The organism is Kitasatospora sp. NPDC057518 (assembly GCF_042802075.1).
Classification (GTDB): domain Bacteria; phylum Actinomycetota; class Actinomycetes; order Streptomycetales; family Streptomycetaceae; genus Kitasatospora.
Genome location: NZ_JBHVEU010000208.1, coordinates 1 through 15,180 on the forward strand (window position 1 = coordinate 1; position 15,180 = coordinate 15,180).

General features: G+C 73.1%; 13 protein-coding genes. 5 read left to right on the plus strand and 8 right to left on the minus strand.

The genetic code is table 11. From position 1 onward, the window contains the following. Nucleotides 1–82: 82 nt before the first annotated feature. The gene (locus ACFU7Z_RS21580; protein ID WP_074001327.1) at nt 83–742 is read right to left on the minus strand and encodes a TetR/AcrR family transcriptional regulator; all 660 of its coding nucleotides are present in this window, start codon (nt 740–742) and stop codon (nt 83–85) included. Between the two features lie 124 nt (nt 743–866). Here ACFU7Z_RS21580 and ACFU7Z_RS21585 point away from each other — a divergent pair, with 124 nt between their 5' ends. Continuing rightward, a complete protein-coding gene (locus ACFU7Z_RS21585; RefSeq protein ID WP_380778968.1) occupies nt 867–3,050 on the plus strand; it encodes an MMPL family transporter in 2,184 nt (727 codons plus the stop codon). A 51-nt stretch (nt 3,051–3,101) separates the two neighbouring features. Here ACFU7Z_RS21585 and ACFU7Z_RS21590 read toward each other — a convergent pair whose 3' ends face one another. The 3 genes from ACFU7Z_RS21590 to ACFU7Z_RS21600 all read right to left on the minus strand — a co-directional run bounded on the left by ACFU7Z_RS21590 (nt 3,102) and on the right by ACFU7Z_RS21600 (nt 9,295). Then, complete coding sequence (locus tag ACFU7Z_RS21590) at nt 3,102–5,012, minus strand: ATP-binding SpoIIE family protein phosphatase (protein ID WP_107418672.1); 1,911 nt, start codon at nt 5,010–5,012, stop codon at nt 3,102–3,104. A gap of 83 nt (nt 5,013–5,095) precedes the next feature. Further along, complete coding sequence (locus tag ACFU7Z_RS21595; RefSeq protein WP_234348376.1) at nt 5,096–5,767, minus strand: class I SAM-dependent methyltransferase; 672 nt, start codon at nt 5,765–5,767, stop codon at nt 5,096–5,098. A gap of 573 nt (nt 5,768–6,340) precedes the next feature. Continuing rightward, complete coding sequence (locus ACFU7Z_RS21600; protein WP_049651713.1) at nt 6,341–9,295, minus strand: BTAD domain-containing putative transcriptional regulator; 2,955 nt, start codon at nt 9,293–9,295, stop codon at nt 6,341–6,343. Nucleotides 9,296–9,509: 214 nt separating this feature from the next. Between ACFU7Z_RS21600 and ACFU7Z_RS21605 the strand changes: the two genes are divergently transcribed. Beyond that, nucleotides 9,510–9,794, plus strand: coding sequence for a hypothetical protein (locus ACFU7Z_RS21605; RefSeq protein WP_117489375.1), 285 nt, complete (start codon nt 9,510–9,512; stop codon nt 9,792–9,794). Between the two features lie 253 nt (nt 9,795–10,047). Here the strand turns inward: ACFU7Z_RS21605 and ACFU7Z_RS21610 are convergent, their stop codons facing one another. Continuing rightward, nucleotides 10,048–10,251, minus strand: coding sequence for a hypothetical protein (locus ACFU7Z_RS21610; RefSeq protein WP_049651715.1), 204 nt, complete (start codon nt 10,249–10,251; stop codon nt 10,048–10,050). 137 nt (nt 10,252–10,388) lie between these two features. On the opposite strand from ACFU7Z_RS21610, the gene ACFU7Z_RS21615 reads away from it, so the two are divergent. Then, nucleotides 10,389–11,147: a GntR family transcriptional regulator gene (locus tag ACFU7Z_RS21615; protein ID WP_049651716.1), complete on the plus strand. Its 759-nt coding sequence runs from the start codon at nt 10,389–10,391 to the stop codon at nt 11,145–11,147. 24 nt (nt 11,148–11,171) lie between these two features. Here ACFU7Z_RS21615 and ACFU7Z_RS21620 read toward each other — a convergent pair whose 3' ends face one another. The 3 genes from ACFU7Z_RS21620 to ACFU7Z_RS21630 all read right to left on the minus strand — a co-directional run bounded on the left by ACFU7Z_RS21620 (nt 11,172) and on the right by ACFU7Z_RS21630 (nt 13,519). Continuing rightward, entirely contained in the window at nt 11,172–11,432 is a 261-nt protein-coding gene (locus tag ACFU7Z_RS21620) for a Txe/YoeB family addiction module toxin (RefSeq protein WP_380778971.1), read from the minus strand. Continuing rightward, complete coding sequence (locus tag ACFU7Z_RS21625; RefSeq protein ID WP_074001332.1) at nt 11,429–11,701, minus strand: type II toxin-antitoxin system Phd/YefM family antitoxin; 273 nt, start codon at nt 11,699–11,701, stop codon at nt 11,429–11,431. Before ACFU7Z_RS21625 ends, ACFU7Z_RS21620 begins: the two co-directional genes overlap by 4 nt. A gap of 150 nt (nt 11,702–11,851) precedes the next feature. After that, nucleotides 11,852–13,519, minus strand: a complete 1,668-nt coding sequence (locus ACFU7Z_RS21630; RefSeq protein ID WP_049651719.1) for a fumarate hydratase — start codon at nt 13,517–13,519, stop codon at nt 11,852–11,854. A gap of 146 nt (nt 13,520–13,665) precedes the next feature. Here ACFU7Z_RS21630 and ACFU7Z_RS21635 point away from each other — a divergent pair, with 146 nt between their 5' ends. Both ACFU7Z_RS21635 and ACFU7Z_RS21640 read left to right on the plus strand, forming a co-directional pair. Then, nucleotides 13,666–14,436 (plus strand): DUF1707 domain-containing protein, encoded by a 771-nt coding sequence (locus tag ACFU7Z_RS21635; protein WP_234348375.1) that lies wholly within the window; start codon nt 13,666–13,668, stop codon nt 14,434–14,436. A 316-nt stretch (nt 14,437–14,752) separates the two neighbouring features. Beyond that, a complete protein-coding gene (locus ACFU7Z_RS21640; protein WP_049651731.1) occupies nt 14,753–15,130 on the plus strand; it encodes a WhiB family transcriptional regulator in 378 nt (125 codons plus the stop codon). Nucleotides 15,131–15,180 lie beyond the last annotated feature (50 nt).

Below are 15,180 nucleotides of genomic sequence, written 5' to 3' on the forward strand. Positions count from 1 at the left end.
GTCCTACCGGGTTCTGCCCCGGAGCGGGGCAGAACCCGAAGATTGATCACAACATCACACAGGCCCTAGGGCCAGTCCCGGCTCAGAGCCCGTCCCGGTCCCCGTGCCAGCCCGGCTCGGGGCGGGCGGCCGGGGTGCCCAGGCAGAGCCCGACCGTCGTGGCGACCAGCAGCTCCAGCGCCTCCAGGGTGTCCGGGTCGGGCCGGTCGCCGGGGTTGCGCAGGGTCAGGTGGCGGGCCGTCAGGCCGTCGAAGCCGCCGAGGAAGTGGACGGCGATCCGGCGGGCGGGCAGTGCCAGGGTCAGGCCGTGGGCGGCCGCGAGGGCGTCGAGCATCTCGACGGCGGTGCCCTCGATGTCGTGCTGCATCTCCAGCATGATCTCCCGCATGTCCGGGTCGCGCAGCGCCAGCGCCCCGAACTCGCTCAGCAGCACGCAGTGCCCGTGCTCGCCGGTGGCGGCCTCCCAGAGCGCCTGCACCAGGGTGCGGACCTGCTCGCCGAACGCGCCGTCGCCCGGGGAGGCGGCGCGCACCTCGCCGACGAAGTCGGAGGTCAGCCGCTCGACGATCGCCCGGTAGAGGTCCTTCTTGGTGCCGAAGGTGTAGTGCACCGTCGCCTGCGCCACGCCCAGCTCGGCCGCGATCGCGCGGGTGCTGCCGGCCGCGATCCCCTCCCTGGTCATCAGGTCGATGGCGGCCTGGACCAGTTGCGGTCGGCGTTCGGAGGCGGGGACGTGTGCCATCCCGCCAGGGTAGCGCCATGGTCGGGCAACTGTGTCGCACGATCTTGTCGGCCAACTTTGTCACCCGACAAAGTTCGGTCTACGGTGGGACGCGACCTGCCCTGACCGACCCGAGGGACCGCCGATGGCCACGTACCTGTACCGACTGGGCCGCTTCTGCTTCCGGCGACGGCGGGCCGTCGTCGCCGTCTGGATCGCCCTGCTCATCGCCGTCGGCGGGGCCGCGGGCGCCTTCGCCGGCAAGACCACCGACGAGTTCAAGGTCCCGGGCACCGAGGCGCAGGCCACCCTGGACCGGATCAAGGACACCTTCCCGGCGCAGGGCCACGGCTCCGCGCAGGTCGTCTTCGCCGCCGGCGCCCCCGGCGGCATCGAGACGCCCGAGGCGGGCCGGGCGGTCGGCGAGGCCGTCGCCCGGATGGCCCAGGTGCCGGGCGTGTCCGCGGTGCCCGACCCGTACGCCACCGGCGCGCTCTCGCCGGACGGGAAGGTCGCGATCGCCCTGGTCTCCTTCGACCACAAGCTCGCCGACGTCACCGACGGGCAGCGCGAGGCCGTGAAGGCCGCCGCCGAGCCGGCCCGCGCGGCCGGGCTCGAAGTGGCCTTCGGCGGCGACGCCTACAACACCATGGCCCAGATCGAGGGCGCCAGCGAGGCGATCGGCCTGGTGGTGGCCGGAGTGGTCCTGGTGGTCACCCTCGGCACGCTGGTCGCCGCCGGGCTGCCGCTGCTGACCGCGCTGGTCGGCGTCGGCGTGACGATGGCCGGCCTGCTGGCGCTCACCGGCTCCTTCGAGATCATCACCACCGCGCCGGTGCTGGCCCTGATGGTCGGCCTCGCGGTCGGCATCGACTACGCGCTGTTCATCCTCTTCCGGTACCGCCGCCACCTGGACGAGGGCCTGGCGCCGGAGGAGTCCGCCGCCCGGGCCACCGCGACCGCCGGCAGCGCCGTCGTCTTCGCCGGTCTGACCGTGGTCGTCGCGCTCGCCGGGCTCTCCGTCGCGGGCGTCCCCTTCCTCACCGTGATGGGCCTGGCCGCCTCCGCGGCCGTCGTGGTGGCCGTCCTGGTCGCGATCACGCTGCTGCCCGCCGTGCTGGGCTTCACCGGCCGGGCCATCGACCGGCTGCCGGTCTGGAAGCGGGCCCTGACCACCAGCGGCCGCACCACCCTGGGCGAGCGCTGGGGCCGCTTCGTGGTCCGCCGCCCGCTGCCCGTCCTGCTGGTCGGGCTGGCCGGACTGGGCGCCCTGGCGGTGCCCGCCGCGAGCCTGAACCTCGGCCTGCCGAGCGGCGGTTCGCAGGCCGCCGGGACGGACGCGCGCAAGGCGTACGACCTGGTGGGCGAGGCCTTCGGGCCGGGCTTCAACGCGCCGCTGGTGGTCGTGGTGGACGCCCACGGCGCGCCGCGGCCCGAGCAGGCGGTGCAGGGCGTGGCCGCGAAGCTCCAGACCCTCGACGGCGTGGCGACGCTGCTGCCGCCGACCGTCGACCAGGCGAGCGGCACCGCGCTGGTGACCGTCATCCCGCGGACCGGCCCGGACCACGAGGACACCAAGGCGCTGGTCAACGAGATCCGCGGCCAGAAGGCGGAGCTCAGGGCGGCGACCGGCGCGGACATCGCCGTCACCGGCACCACGGCCGCCAACATCGACGTCTCCACCAAGCTCGGCCAGGCGCTGCCGCCGTTCCTCGCGGTGATCGTCGGGATCGCGCTGGTGCTGCTGGCGCTGGCGTTCCGCTCGGTGCTCGTCCCGCTCAAGGCGGTGGCCGGCTTCCTGCTCAGCATCACCGCCTCGCTCGGCGCGGTGGTCGCGGTCTACCAGTGGGGCTGGCTGGACGGGCTGATCGACGTGCCCAAGGTCGGGCCGGTGGTGAGCTTCGTGCCGATCCTGCTGATCGGCGTGCTGTTCGGGCTGGCGATGGACTACGAGCTGTTCCTGGTCTCCGGGATGAAGGAGCAGCACGTGCACGGGGCGGCGCCGCGCGAGGCGGTCGTCGGCGGGGTGAAGAACGGGGCCCGGGTGGTCACGGCGGCCGCGCTGATCATGGTGGCGGTGTTCGGCTCGTTCGTCTTCGGCCACGACCCGATCGTCCAGCCGATCGGCTTCGCCCTCGCGGTGGGCGTGCTGGTGGACGCCTTCGTGGTGCGGATGGCGCTGGTGCCGGCCGCGATGGCGCTGTTCGGCCGGGCCGCCTGGTGGTTCCCGAAGCGGCTGGAGAAGGTCGTGCCGAAGGTCGACATGGAGGGCGAGCAGCTGATCGCCGAGCTGGAGAAGGGGCCGGCGCGGGAGCCCGCCCGGGTCTGAGGCCCGGGGGCAGTCCGGGCGTCCGGCGGGACCCGTTCCCGCCGGGCGCCGTCAGGTCTGGACGGGCAGCCGCTGCTCGAACCAGACCACCTTGCCGGTGCCCAGCCTGGTCGCGCCCCAGCGGTCCGCGCACCGGGCGACTATCTGCAGCCCGCGCCCGCGTTCGTCCTCCGGCCCGGTGCGGCGCGGGCGCGGCAGCAGCGGGCTGTCGTCGCCGACCTCGCAGCGCAGCCGGGTGGTGCGCACCAGGCTCAGGGTGACCGGCCGGGTCGCGTGCTGGACGGCGTTGGTCACCAGCTCGCTGACCATCAGCTCGGTCGCCTCGCTGAGCTCGTCCAGCCCCCAGCGGCGCAGCGTGTGCGCGGCCAGCCGGCGGGCCCGGCCCGGCGTCTCGTTGCGCGGCTGGAGGTACCAGTGCGCGACGTCCCCGGCCGGGATGCCGTCGAAGCAGGCGCCGAGCAGCGCGATGTCGTCGCCCCGGTCGCCGGGCGGCAGGATCCGCAGCGCCTCCTGGCACAGCTGCTCGGGGGACTGCCAGCGGGCGGCGGCGATCCGGGCGCGCAGCACCTCCAGGCCGTCGCTGATCGGGCGGGTGCGGGTCTCCACCAGGCCGTCGGTGAACAGCAGCAGCGCCGAGCCGGGCGGCGCGGGCAGTTCGACGGAGTTGAAGTCCACCCCGCCGACGCCGATCGGCGCCCCGGAGTCCAGCTCGACCAGCTCGGCGGTGCCGTCCGGGCGGACCAGCACCGGCGGGACGTGCCCGGCGTTGGCCATCACCACCCGGTTGGCGATCGGGTCGTACACCGCGTAGACGCAGGTGGCCAGGTGCTGTTCGCGGCCGAGCCGCTGGGCCTGCTCGTCCAGGTGGTAGAGCACCTCGTGCGGCGGCAGGTCGAGGGCGGCCAGGGTCTGGGCGCTGGTGCGCAGCTGGCCCATGATGGCGGCCGAGGTGAGCGAGTGGCCCATCACGTCGCCGACGATCAGGGCGACCCGGTTGCCGGGCAGCGGGACGGCGTCGTACCAGTCCCCGCCGACCTGCGCGCCGCGCTCACCGGGCAGGTAGCGCTGGGCGATCCGGACGCCGTGCGACTGCGGCAGGCGCAGCGGCAGCATGCTGCGCTGGAGCTCGTTGGCGATCTCCCACTCGCGGGCGTAGCGCAGCGCGGTGTCCACGGCCAGCCCGGCCTGGGTGGCGAGGTGCGCCGCGGTGGCGGTGTCCGCGGCGTCGAAGACCGGGCGGCCGGTGCGTTCGGGAGGGCGGCGGATCAGTATCAGCAGCCCGAGCACGGCCTTGCGGCCGCGCAGCGGCAGGGCGAGGACGGAGGTGCCGGCGGCCAGCCGGGCCACCCCGCGGGTGCCGTACAGCTCGCGCAGCAGCGTCTCGGCGCGCTCGGCGGAGGGGGTGCCGAGGACGGCGGGGTCGGCGGGGCGGCGGCTCAGCAGGGCGTGGGCGAGCGCCCCGCCGCGGGTCACCGGGGTGGCCGGGCCGCCGTCGGCGGTCGAGCGGGCGCCGTAGCGGGAGCGGCGCCGGTCGTCCATGCCGCTCGGGCGGCCGCGGCGGCCGATCCGGGTGCCGGTGCTGTGGTGTATCCGCAGCTCCTCCGGGAACCCGGGCTCGCGTTCGACGTTGGGCAGCGGGTCGCGCAGGTGGATGACGGCGGCGTCGGCGAGCGTCGGGACCAGCACCCGGCCGATGTTGCGCAGCGTCGCGGCGAGGTCGAGGGCGCTGTTGATCCGCCGGGTCGCCGAGTCGAGGTACGCCAGGCGGTCCGCCATCTCGGTGCGCTCCGGTCGTGCGCCCGTCCGTCGCGCGGCGGCCGGGGCCGCTGCCAGGGCCGGGACCGGGGCCGCCGTCAGGCCCGGGGCCGGCGGTGTCGGGCCCGCTGTCGCGGCCGGGACCTGGCGGCGCTGGCCCGGGACGGCGGGCGGCTGCTCCGCCTCGGTCTTGAGCTGGTCGCGCACGGCTGCCTGTCCTGGATTCGGTGTGGTCGGTGAGCTGTTCTGTTGCGTCGGCCACGGGTGCGGCCGGTCCTGTCCCGGTTCGATCAGCCGACGCGTCGACAGCACAGGAACAGCTGTTCCTCCGGCGGCAGCGAGGTACTGGCCGGTGCGTACGGATGCCCCGAGCACTCCTCGACGGCGAAGCCGGCCGAGACCAGAACCCGCTCCAGATCCTCCCTCAGATACCCACTGATCCGCAGCTCTCTGCCAAGGAACGGAAGCGGAACGTGATCCAGGTCCGCCTCGACCATACCGAGCGCCAGCAGTCCGGCCGGCCGCAGGAGTTCGCGCAGCTGCCCCAGCACGGTCGGGATCTCGTCCTGCGGCAGCAGGATCAGCGAGAAGAACGCGGTGATCGCGGCGAAGCGGCCCCGGCCCTCCGACCCCAGGTCGGGGGCGTTCCAGACCCGGTCCGCCCGCTCGGTGGCCAGATCGTACAGGTCGATCCGATGGAACACTGGCGCAAACCCGCCCGGGAAGACGGTCCGCCGGGCCAGCGTGAGCATCCCGTCGGAGAGGTCCGCGCCGGTCACCCGCAGACCGGCCGCGGCCAGCTGGCGGACGGTCGGGTCACCGGTGCCGCAGCCGACGTCCAGGACCCGGGCACCCGGTTCGAGTTCGGCGAGCAGCCGCCGGCCGCAGGCCAGCTGGCCGTCCTTGGCCGGGAAGGCCTCGCCGTACCCGGCGCCGATGGTGTCGAAGGCGACCGCCTGCAGCGCCCGGGCCGCCCGCCGCCGCCGTACCTCGGGCTCGTCGTCGCCGGCGTCCTCGCCGACGGGGAACGGGTCGGATATCTGTCCGGTCGTCACGTTGCGAGGCACCCTTCCACCCGTGGCCTCCGGTGGCTCCTCCGCGGCCCCGGGGGCCGCTGCCGGTGGCGGTACGTCACGCTCTCCGCACCACACGGACGGACTGCACCCCGACGCGTTTCCGGCCGACACTCGTGTGCGTACTGGCATCTGAGAATATGCGTGATCACTGCGCCATGGGGTCCGTTTCCGGCCAACTCGCCGTGCTTGGGCCGTTGTGGCCCGGGTTGCGGAAGCACGAGGGTGCGGACGGGGTTGTGCGCGCGGCCCCGCACGCCGGACGATGCGCCCGAGGAAGGTCGATGACCTGCGGTTTTGTCCATCCGCGGGCTGACTATCGGACGTTTATCGAACGTCAATCGGCGCGGTGCACAGTGGAGTCCAGCGCCGGGGAAGCGTTGAGGGCGCTCCCGCAGCCGGGGGGCTGCGGGGGCGCCGACGCGCGGAACGGGGGAGGTTGTCCGTGGGGGAGCGGAAGCCTTACGGCGCGGGGGGAGAGAAGGGCTCGGTGTGCTGCTGGGAGATGAGGTCCGCCACGGGGGAGGCCTCAGGCACACCGAGCCGTGTGAAGATCGCATGGGCCTCTTGGAGGCAGGCGAGTCCACGAGCCGGCTGGGCGAGCGCCAACAGGGCCTCGCCCAGTGCGGCGTTCGCCAGGCCCTGGCAGTAGGCGGAGTCCATCTCCTGCCCGAGCGCCAGTGACTCGCCGGCCGCCGAGGCCGCCTCGGCGTGCTGGTCGGCGACGAGCAGGGCGGAGGCCAGCCGGGCCAGGGTGAAGCCCTCCCAGAGGGGGTTCTGCTGCGACCGGTAGAGCCGGTGCGCCTCCCGCAGGTGCGGGACGGCCTCGCCGCCGGCGAGCACCACGCCCAGCTGGTAGAGGGTCTGGGCGAGCAGCGGGCCGCTGTTGGACTGCCGCGCGGCGGCGACGCCCTCGCCGGCCGACCGGATCGCCGTCTCGGTCATGCCGAGCCGGTGCTGCACCCGGGCCATGTTGCTGACGACCCGGGCCTCCAGGATCGGCGCGGCCACGGCCCGGCTGGTGGCACGGGCCTGTTCGAGGAACTGCAGGGCCTCGGCCGGCCGGTTGCCGAGGTTCAGGATCACGCCCAGCATGTTGGCGGTGGCCAGCAGCAGGAAGGTCGGCTCGTCCGGGGCCTGGTGCTCCAGGCTCCGGCGGAAGGACTGCTCGGACCCCTGGAAGTCGCTGGTGACGGACTGCAGGGTGCCGAGGGCGACGTGGACCCGGGCGAGCGCGGCGCGGTCGCCGCAGCGCTCCGCCTCGCCGCCGATGGTCTCCAGGATCTGCCGCCCCTGAGGGCCGTGGGTGGGGTCCGGGCCGAGACCGTACAACAGGATCATCAGGTCCATCGCCGCGTGCCGTGAGGCGCGGGGGCCGTCCGCCGCCGCGGCCGCGGCGCTGAGCAGCAGGGCGCCCTCGGTCCGGAGCCAGTCCTGGGCGGAGCCGCTGGTCGGCAGGCCGATCCCGGCCGAGACGGGGGTGGTGAGCAGCTCGGGCAGCGGGTCGTCCGGCTCGATGAGCTGGGTCGCGGTGCGGAGGGTCGGGATCAGCAGGTCGAGCAGCCGTCGGACGGCGCGCTCCTGCTCCTCGGTGTCGCCGATCCGCTCGTTCTGCCGCTGGGCGTAGAGCCGGAGCAGGTCGTGGTACCGGTAGCGGCCGGGCGTGAAGCACTCCAGCATGTTCGCCTCGACCAGCGCCTCGGCGAGGTCCTCGGCGGTGTACTCGTCCACCCCGAGCAGCGCGGCGGCGGACGCCAGCGGGATGTCGGGGGAGTCGATCAGGGCGAGCAGCCGAAAGGCGCGGGCCTCGGGCACGGACAGCTGTCCGTACCCGAGCCCGATGGTGGTCTCGACGGCGAGGTTGCCGAGCTGGAGCTCGTCCAGGCGACGGCGCTGGTCGGCTAACCGACTGGCCAGGTCGGAGACGCTCCACCGCGGCCGGCTGGCCAGCCGGGCGGCGGCGATGCGGACCGCCAGCGGCAGGAAGCCGCAGGCGGTGACGACCGCCATGGCCGCCTCCGGCTCGGCGGCGACCCGCTGCTCCCCGACGATGGCCGAGAACAGCGCCAGCGCCTCCTGCGGGGTCAGCTCCTCGACGTCGAACAGCTGGGCGCCGGGGATGCCGGCCAGCCGGGACCGGCTGGTGGCGAGCACCGCGCAGCCGGAGACCCCGGGGATGAGCGGTCGGATCTGGTCGGCGTCGCGCGCGTTGTCCAGCAGGATCAGCATCCGCCGGCTGGCGAGCAGCGAGCGGTAGAGGGCGGCGCGCTGCTCCAGCGAGTCGGGGCTCTCGGTGACGCCGAGCGCGTGCAGGAAGTCGCCCAGGACGCCCACCGGGTCGGCGGGCGAGGCACCGGCTCCGCGCAGGTCGACGTACAGCTGCCCGTCCGGGAACTCGGCGCGGACGCGGTGGGCGACGTGCACGGCGAGGGTGGTCTTGCCGACCCCGCCGATCCCGGCCAGCGAGGTCACCACCACGGCCTGGCCGGTGGCGTTCATCAGGACCGTCGAGAGGTCGCCCACCAGCTCGGTGCGACCGCTGAAGTCCGAGACGTCTGCCGGGAGTTGGGCCGGAGGCGCGGCCGGACCCTCCTCGCGGGCGGCCGGAGCGGACACCGCGGGAGGGGCCAGGTCGGGATCGGCGGCGAGGATGCGGGTGTGCATCGCGGACAGCCCCGCGCCGGGTTCGACCCCGAGCTCCTCGATCAGCAGCTTGCGGGTGTCGGTGTAGACACCGAGCGCCTCGGCCTGGCGGCCGCAGCGGTACAGCGCCAGCATCAGCAGTTCGCGCAGCCGCTCGCGCAGCGGGTGCTCGGCCGTCAGGTTGTTGAGCTCGCCGACGATCTCGGCGTGCAGGCCGATGTCGAGCGCGGCGGCGCACAGCTCCTCCGCGGCGGCCACCTGGCGTTCGGCCAGCCGGAGCCGCTGGGCGTCGGCGTAGGGGCCCGGGATGCCGGTGAGCGGACGGCCGCTGAACAGGTCCAGCGCCCGCACCAGCAGACGGTGCGCCTCGCGCTTGTCGCCGGCGGTCCGGGCGGCCGCGGCCTCGCCGGCGAGCCGCTCGAAGACCGTCAGGTCGAGGGCCTCGCCCGGGATGCGCAGCGCGTAGCCGTCGGCGACCGAGACCAGCAGCTCGGCGGGCCGGCGCACCTCGCGCCGGGGCTCGATGACGGAGCGCAGGCGGGAGACGTACGTGCGCAGCGCCGCCACCGCCTGGGCCGGGGGCCGCTCGCCCCAGAGCGCGTTCACGAGGTCCTGGGTGGTGACCGGGCGTCCGGAGTGCAGCAGGAGCGTGGTCAGAACGGCTTGTTGCTGGGGGGATCCGAGGGACAGGGGTTTCCCGTCGAGCCAGGCCTGGACCGGACCGAGGACTTGGAAGCGCAGCGCAGGGTTCTGCGGCGTCTCCAGAAACTCCATGAAGTCCCCCGATGGCCTGTGGTGTCGATTCCGTGAAAGGGCGCTCGGCGGTCCGCCGCGGTGGTTCAGCTTAGGCGGACGCCCGACTCTGCCGGACGGTGCCGCAAGCCGCACGATGTTTATCGGACATTTAATCAACCCTACGATACTGTCCGCGCGCCCGTGCCACAGAGGTCGGGCTGAAGACAATTGATGACCGAAAGGCGGCCTCCCAATGGCCAACGACCAGAGCGAGACCCCGGCGCCGTCCACGCCCGAGAACGCGGCGAAGACCGAGGCCCCGGCCGCCGCTGTGGAGGCGGGCAAGGCTGTGGAGGGCGCGGTGACCGCGTCCTCGAACCCGACCGAGTACACGGCGCCGACCGACGCGGAGAAGGACGCGTTCGAGAACGCCGCCTTCGGTGACGAGGGCCAGTACATCGAGGAGCCCGACCACCGGGCCGGTGGCAAGCCGGGCGGCCCGTACGAGCCGGAGACCCTCGTCGGCGGCCACCCGTAAGCCGTTCCGACCGTGCGCCCCCGTGCCCCCGTCCGGGCGCGGGGGCGCTGTTGGTTATGCGCGCGCCAATTCGTGTGCGGGTGCATCGCGGTGGCCGATTCCCGCCCATGGTGCACGCATGGTGACCGGCGTTATCCGTAACGTGCCCGGCGTCGGGCGCCGCACGTTCCGGAATTCCGGATTCACCAGGGGGATTGCCCGGTCCTGATTGTTGTGGTTTGCGTGGATTTTTCCGCAATTCCCGATGCCGATCTCAATCAGCCGAATCGCGGGTCTCGGGGGCGGGGGCGACGTGGTGCGGTTCCGCGGCCCATTCCCGGCCGCCGCCCTCGGGGCGCAGGTAGTGCTCGCCGCCGATGGTGTCCATGTAGATGCCGGTGCGTCCGGTCCTCCGGTCGAGGACGAGTTCACCCACGTGGGGCCGGTAGGCCGGGGCGTTGCGCTGTCGGGTGCTCACCGTGCTGCTCCTCGCTCTGGTCGGCGACTGGCCAGCATCTCTAGAGAAGCTAATATCTCTAGAGATGTCAACGGTCGTATCTCCTTACCGGCGACCGCGGGCACGCCTACGATTTGTCCCAGGCAGAGGGAGCGGCGATGACCGGCAGCAATGGCGACAAGCAGCCCAAGTACCAGCGGATCGCCGAAGCGCTGAAGGAGGCCATCGACACCGGCCGGTACCGCGCGGGCGACCGCCTGCCCGGCGAGAACGACCTCATGGACGAGTACGGCGTGGCCCGGATGACCGCCCGCCAGGCGCTGGGCGTGCTTCAGAGCGAGGGCATCGCCGAGGCGCGGCGCGGCGCCGGGGTGTTCGTCCGGGACTTCCGGCCGCTGCGCCGGCGCGGCATCCAGCGGCTGGCGCAGGGGCAGTGGGGGTCCGGCCGGTCGATATGGTCGGCGGACATCGACAACCGCAGCCTGGTGGTCGACCAGGTGTCCGTCACCGAGCGGGGCGCGCCCGAGCACGTGGCCCGGGTGCTCGGGGTCGACCCGGGCGCCCCGATGTGCGTGCGGCACCGCCGTTTCGTCCTGGACGGCAAGCCGGTGCTGCTCTCGACCTCCTACCTGCCCGCCGTGCTGGTCTCCGGCACCGCCATCACCCGCGAGGACACCGGCCCCGGCGGCACCTACGCCCGGCTCGCCGAGATCGGCGCCAAGCCCGTGCACTTCCGCGAGGAGGTCCGCTCCCGGATGCCCGGCGCCGACGAGTCCGCCCGCCTGGAGCTGTCCGCCGGCACCCCGGTCATCCTGATCTGCCGCACCGCCTTCGCCGACGAGGGCCAGGTCGTCGAACTCAACGAGATGATCCTGGACGCCGCCTCCTACGTTCTGGAGTACGACTTCGACGCCTGAGCCGGGTGGGTCGGCCCGCGGTTGCTACTGGTAGTGGTAGCGGGCCTTGAGGATCTTCACCTCCTTCTCGTCCGCCCGGTACACCAGCCGGTGTTCGTCGTCGATCCGCCGCGACCAGTAGCCGGCCAGGTCGCCCTTCAGTGGCTCGGGCTTCCCGATGCCGTCGAAGGGGTCCCGCTGGATCTCGCCGATCAGGCGGGTGATCCGCTGAGCCATCTTCCGGTTGGACCCGAGCCGGAACAGGAAGTCCTCCCAGCCGTCGGGGTCGAAATGGACGCTCCTCACACCTCACCCGCCAGCGCTTCCAGTTCCTCCATGGTCCTGGTGACGCCGGGGTGGCCGGCCCTGTCGCGGGCGACGGCCTCCATGAGCCGCTGCGCGTTGGCGGGGGAGCGCAGGAGGTGGATCGTCTCCTGCCAGGAGTCGTAGTCCTCCGCGGACATCAGCACGGCGTCCCCGCCCTTGGAGGTGATCCTTATCGGCGCGTGGTCGTCGTTGACCTTCTTGATCAACGGGAAGAGCTGCGTGCGCGCCTCGCTCGCACTGATCGCCATGGGACGGCCTTCCACTCGGGTACCGGATGTCCGTACCGCAATGGTACGAGTATCCGGTACCGGATGCCATGCGACAGGCGAACGAAGACCGCCCCGGGCGCGGGGCGGCCGGGGCGGTTCGGGGGCGTGCGGGGTTGGTCCCGCGCGGGGTTACTCCTTGGAGCGGACGCGCAGGCTGGTGATCAGCGGGCCCTCGGTGGTCTCGCGGAAGAAGTCGTTGCCCTTGTCGTCGACGACGATGAAGGCCGGGAAGTCCTCGACCTCGATGCGCCAGACCGCCTCCATGCCGAGCTCGGCGTACTCCAGCACCTCGACCTTCTTGATGCAGTCCTGGGCGAGGCGGGCGGCCGGGCCGCCGATCGAGCCGAGGTAGAAGCCGCCGTGCTGGGCGCAGGCGTCGGTGACCTGCTTGCTGCGGTTGCCCTTGGCGAGCATGACCATCGAGCCGCCGGCCGCCTGGAACTGGTCGACGTAGGAGTCCATCCGGCCGGCCGTGGTGGGGCCGAAGGAGCCGGAGGCGTAGCCCTCGGGGGTCTTGGCCGGGCCCGCGTAGTAGACCGGGTGGTCCTGGAGGTACTTGGGCATGCCCTGGCCGGCGTCCAGGCGCTCCTTGATCTTGGCGTGGGCGATGTCGCGGGCGACCACCAGGGTGCCGGTGAGCGAGAGCCGGGTCTTCACCGGGTACTTGGAGAGTTCGGCGCGGATCGCGGACATCGGCTGGTCGAGGTCGACGCGCACCACGTCGTCGTCCAGGTGCTCGTCGGTGGTGTCCGGCAGGTACTTCGCCGGGTCGGTCTCCAGCTGCTCCAGGAAGACGCCCTCTGCGGTGATCTTGCCGAGCGCCTGGCGGTCGGCGGAGCAGGAGACCGCCATCGCGACCGGCAGCGAGGCGCCGTGGCGGGGCAGGCGGACCACGCGCACGTCGTGGCAGAAGTACTTGCCGCCGAACTGGGCGCCGATGCCGATCTTCTGGGTCAGCTCGGTGACCTTGGCCTCCAGCTCCAGGTCGCGGAAGCCGTGGCCGGTCTTGGCGTCGCCCGAGGTCGGCAGGTTGTCCAGGTAGTGCGCCGAGGCGTACTTGGCGGTCTTCAGCGCGAACTCGGCGCTGGTGCCGCCGATCACGATGGCCAGGTGGTACGGCGGGCAGGCCGCGGTGCCCAGCGAGCGGATCTTCTGCTCCAGGAACGAGAGCATGCTCGCCTCGTTCAGGATGGCCTTGGTCTCCTGGTACAGGTACGACTTGTTGGCGGAGCCGCCGCCCTTGGCCATGAACAGGAACTTGTACGCGTCGCCGTCGGTGGCGTACAGCTCGATCTGGGCCGGCAGGTTGTTGCCGGTGTTCTTCTCGTCCCACATGGTCACCGGGGCCATCTGGGAGTACCGCAGGTTGAGCTTGGTGTAGGCGTCGTACACGCCGCGCGCGATGGCGGAGTCGTCGCCGCCGGAGGTCAGCACGTTCTGGCCGCGCTTGCCCATGACGATCGCGGTGCCGGTGTCCTGGCACATCGGGAGGATGCCGCCGGCCGAGATGTTGACGTTCTTCAGCAGGTCGAGCGCGACGAAGCGGTCGTTGGGGCTGGCCTCCGGGTCGTCCAGGATGCGGCGCAGCTGGGCGAGGTGGGCGGGGCGCAGGTAGTGCGAGATGTCGTGCATCGCCTCGGCCGTCAGCAGCCGCAGCGCCTCGGGCTCGACCTGGAGGAAGGTGCGACCGCCGGCCTCGAAGGTGGAGACGCCCTCGGAGGTGAGCTTGCGGTACGGGGTCGGGTCAGCGCCCAGGGGGAGCAGGTCGCTGTACTCGAAGTCTGGCGTGGGAGCCATCGGGGCGGTCCTTAGGGGTCCAGTGGTGCGGCTGCGTCGGCGAAGCACCATCCAGGGTAGGACCCGCCGGAAGTCGGCATGCGGACAGGGCAGCCTTGCGTGACCGGGCTCACTCGCGCAGGAGTGCGAGCGACTAGGCTGACCCCGTGGACAACTCGCCGTCGCACGACGATTCGGGGCAGCCGCCGGTGCCGGCGCCCGTACCGATGACCAAACCCGAACCCAAGTCAGAGAGCAGACCCGAACTCAGGCCCGAGGCCGGGGCCGCGGCGCGGCCGCACGCGCCGGCCGCGGAGGCGGAGCTGCGCGTCTCCGACGCCGACCGCGAGAAGGTCGCGGAGCTGCTGCGCGACGCCTACGCCGAGGGGCGCCTGGACGCGGACGAGCACGCCGAGCGGATCGAGGCCGCGTACGCCTCGAAGACCTTCGGCGACCTCGCGCCGCTGACCCGGGACCTGCCGGCCCGCCCGCTGTCCTTCGAGAAGCAGCCGTTGAGCGCCCCGCAGGGGCCGCCGCCGCAGCAGCCGGCGCGCCAGGAGGCCCCGACGGTGGTGGCGATCTTCGGCGGCGCGTCCCGCAAGGGCCGCTGGCGGGTGGGCTCGCACCTGAGCGCCTTCACCGCGTTCGGTGGTGTGGACATCGACCTGAGCGACGCCGTGTTCGAGTCCCCCGAGGTGGAGATCACGGTGACGGCGATCTTCGGCGGGGTCCAGATCCGGGTCCCGGAGAACGTGAGCCTCCAGGGGTCCGGCATCGGCATCTTCGGCGGTTTCGACGTCCGCGAGCAGACCGCGGCGGACCCGTACGCTCCGGTTGTCCGGGTCAAGGGCCTTGCGCTGTTCGGCGGTTGCGAGGCCAAGCCGCGCCGCGGCAAGAAGCTGAAGGAGTGGGTTCGCCGTCAACTCGGCACCGACTGACCGTCGTTGACCTGCACAGTGCCCGGCCGGGAGCCAACTCCCGGCCGGGCACTCGGCGTTGCGGCCAGTGCTCTGCGTAGTCGATTGCGTGCAGTGTGCATGAATCGCGGCCGAGCGGGGTAGTTCCTTCCGCACATCGCTTCTTGGACGGCTGCGCACCGGAGGCGGCCGAGCGGCCGTGCCGGGGTTGGACAGCGGGGGCTCGCAGCCGGCGGGGGAGCGAGGGGTCCCCGTGTCCGAGAGCCTCGTCAGGAGTACGGCCGTGCTGCATCCGATCGAGTCCCGCACCACCTCGCCAGTCGCCGCCGCGCAGGTCCTGGAGCGCCGCCCCGGCGTCCGGCCGCAGCCGCAGCCCCCGGGCGGCCCGGCGGGTTCCCCCGCGGGCGAGGACAATCCCTGGCACACCGGTGCCGCGTGTCGGCGGGACGAGGTGGGGCTGTTCTTCGCGCCCTCCAAGGAGCCGACGGCGGCCCGGCTGTCGCGCGAGGAGCAGGCCAAGCAGGTCTGCGCCCGCTGCCCGGTGCTGCTGGAGTGCCGCGAGCACGCGCTGGCCCAGCCGGAGCCGTACGGGGTCTGGGGCGGGCTGACGGCCGCCGAGCGGAGGGTGGTGCTGGCCCGGCGCCGCCGCCGGGACGCGGAGCTGCGCGAGGCGGCCCGGGTGACGGCGGCCGGTCGGCGCCGGATAGCCGGGTGAGGGCGGGCCCGAGAGCGGGAGGACGGTGCGCCGCGGCCCCGGCGGAGGGG

What these genes read in the sequence shown, in the direction of transcription:
- ACFU7Z_RS21580 (WP_074001327.1), bottom strand. Translation starts at nt 742, where the DNA reads ATGGCACACGTCCCCGCCTCCGAACGCCGACCGCAACTGGTCCAGGCC.
- ACFU7Z_RS21585 (WP_380778968.1), top strand. Translation starts at nt 867, where the DNA reads ATGGCCACGTACCTGTACCGACTGGGCCGCTTCTGCTTCCGGCGACGG.
- ACFU7Z_RS21600 (WP_049651713.1), bottom strand. Translation starts at nt 9,295, where the DNA reads ATGGAGTTTCTGGAGACGCCGCAGAACCCTGCGCTGCGCTTCCAAGTC.
- ACFU7Z_RS21605 (WP_117489375.1), top strand. Translation starts at nt 9,510, where the DNA reads ATGGCCAACGACCAGAGCGAGACCCCGGCGCCGTCCACGCCCGAGAAC.
- ACFU7Z_RS21615 (WP_049651716.1), top strand. Translation starts at nt 10,389, where the DNA reads ATGACCGGCAGCAATGGCGACAAGCAGCCCAAGTACCAGCGGATCGCC.
- ACFU7Z_RS21625 (WP_074001332.1), bottom strand. Translation starts at nt 11,701, where the DNA reads ATGGCGATCAGTGCGAGCGAGGCGCGCACGCAGCTCTTCCCGTTGATC.
- ACFU7Z_RS21630 (WP_049651719.1), bottom strand. Translation starts at nt 13,519, where the DNA reads ATGGCTCCCACGCCAGACTTCGAGTACAGCGACCTGCTCCCCCTGGGC.